Origin of the sequence: Streptomyces alkaliphilus (assembly GCF_014141535.1) — a bacterium.
In the GTDB taxonomy this organism is placed as follows: domain Bacteria; phylum Actinomycetota; class Actinomycetes; order Streptomycetales; family Streptomycetaceae; genus Streptomyces; species Streptomyces alkaliphilus.
In genome coordinates this window covers 1-2324 of record NZ_VKHT01000813.1, presented here as the reverse complement: position 1 = coordinate 2324, position 2324 = coordinate 1, and the positions used below count along the sequence as shown (strand labels likewise).

Genomic DNA, 2324 nt, shown 5'->3' with positions numbered 1-2324 from the left:
CGCCCGCGCACGGATGTGCGGCCCCGGCGGACACCGCCGGGGACGCCCGTTCGCCGCGCACCGGGTGCCGCCGGAGCGGACCGGTCCTACGGTCGGATCCCGGTGGTCGATCCGCTTCGGACCCGGGTGAAGGAGAACGGCGTGGCAGTTCACAGCGCGAGGGACGAGGGGGCGGAGGGCCGTCCGGCCCGGGACACCGGGGCCGTGAATCCCTTTCACGAACTGGCCAACCCGGCCCTCGACATGTTCTCCGCCCCGCCGACCCGGCGACTGGCCCCCGGGCCGGTCCCCCCACAGACGGCGCACCGCATGGTGCGCGACGAACTCATGCTCGACGGCAACGCCCGGCTGAACCTGGCGACCTTCGTCACCACCTGGATGGAACCGGAGGCCACCGCCCTGATGGCGGAATGCGCCGACAAGAACATGATCGACAAGGACGAGTACCCGCGCACCGCCGAGCTGGAGCGCCGTTGCGTGGCGATCCTCGCCGACCTGTGGAACGCCCCCGACCCCGACGCGTCGATCGGCTGCTCCACCACCGGGTCGAGCGAGGCGTGCATGCTCGCCGGTATGGCGCTCAAGCGGCGATGGGCGCAACGCAACGCCGACCGGTATCCCGCCCGGGCCCGGCCCAACCTCGTCATGGGCGTCAACGTGCAGGTGTGCTGGGAGAAGTTCTGCGCCTACTGGGAGGTCGAGGCACGCACCGTCCCCATGGAGGGTGATCGCTTCCACATCGATCCCGCCGCCGCGACGGAACTGTGCGACGGGAATACCATCGGGGTGGTCGGGATCCTGGGCTCCACCTTCGACGGCTCCTACGAGCCCATCGCCGACCTGTGCGCGGCCCTGGACGACCTGCGGGAGCGCACGGGCCTCGACATCCCCGTCCACGTGGACGGTGCCTCGGGGGCGATGATCGCCCCCTTCCTCGATCCCGATCTGGTGTGGGACTTCCGGTTGGAGCGGGTGGTGTCGATCAACACATCCGGTCACAAGTACGGTCTGGTGTACCCGGGGGTGGGATGGGTGCTGTGGCGATCCCCCGACCACCTGCCGGACGACCTGGTCTTCCGGGTGAACTACCTCGGCGGGGAGATGCCCACCTTCGCCCTCAACTTCTCCCGCCCGGGGGCCCAGGTGGCCGCGCAGTACCACACCTTCGTCCGCCTGGGACACGAGGGCTTCCGCGCCGTCCAGCAGGCCACCCGTGACGTGGCGCGCTCGCTCGCCGGCGACATCGAGGCCCTGGGCGATTTCCGGATGCTCACGCGCGGTGAGGACCTGCCCGTGCTGGCCTTCACCACCGCGCCGCACGTCACGGCCTACGACGTCTTCGACGTCTCCCGCGCCCTGCGGGAGCACGGGTGGCTCGTCCCGGCCTACACCTTTCCGCCGCACCGCGAGGACCTCTCGGTCCTGCGCGTGGTCTGCCGCAACGGCTTCAGCGACGATCTCGCCTCGATGCTGGTGGAGGACCTGGGCCGGTCCCTGCCCCGGCTGCGGCGCGGCGTCGGTGCCGCAACCGCCGACGACGCGGACGAGCGTCGTCGGGCGACGGGCTTCCACCACTGAGGCCGCCCGCTGCCGGGTCCGCTCCCCCCGCGTCCCGCCGCGTCCCGCCGCGTTCCGGGGAGTGCCGTATCGGCCGCCCCGGGTGGCCGACACGCGCGGGCCGCAGGGGAAAAACGGAAGGGGTCGGGGGAGAACCGGAAGCGGTGACGGCGCGGGCCGTGGAAGGGGGACGAGAGAGGAACAAGGCCCGCACATTCGTTCGTTGACCACGGTGAGTGCCTCCCCGGCCGCTTCCCGAGGCCGGAAAAGAGGTGACAATGGGGACTCCGCCCCCCGGGTGGGAGGTCGTTGGTCCCGGTGTCATCCCACCGTTCCCCGGGCGTCACGGACAGTGGAGGTCGACGGGAAAGATTGCATTCATGGGGGTATGTGCGCGATCGTTGCCCCCGGGAAACTGTTGTATCCAGTGTTGAGAGGTGAAGGAATCCACGCTGGGGGTTCCGGACCGTGGAGATTTCCGCCAAAGCTTCCGACCGCCCCCGCGGCACCGAGGAAACCGGTGCGGTGTGGGAGGCGGCGCCCTACCCCGTTCTGGTGGTGGACGCCGGCGGCGCGGTGCGTCGGGCGAACCACGCGGCCGGCGCGTTGTTCCCCGGCGTCCGGCCGGGTGCCCGACTGATCGACGTGGTGCCGGACTGGCTATCGGCCGCCCACCACCGGGGCACCCTGCCCCGGCAGAAGGGGAACGGTGCCCCCGTACCGCCGCCGGTCGCCGCCGGCCCCCTGGACGAGCGCCTCTACGAGGC

1 protein-coding gene and 1 pseudogene are annotated in these 2324 nt (G+C 71.4%); both read left to right on the top strand.

The genetic code is table 11. The annotated features are described in order from the left end of the window. Positions 1–141 precede the first annotated feature (141 nt). A complete protein-coding gene (locus FNQ90_RS20050; protein WP_323380090.1) occupies positions 142–1578 on the top strand; it encodes a glutamate decarboxylase in 1437 nt (478 codons plus the stop codon). 447 nt (positions 1579–2025) lie between these two features. After that, positions 2026–2324, top strand: a pseudogene (locus FNQ90_RS20045) (serine/threonine protein phosphatase); the annotation flags it as partial.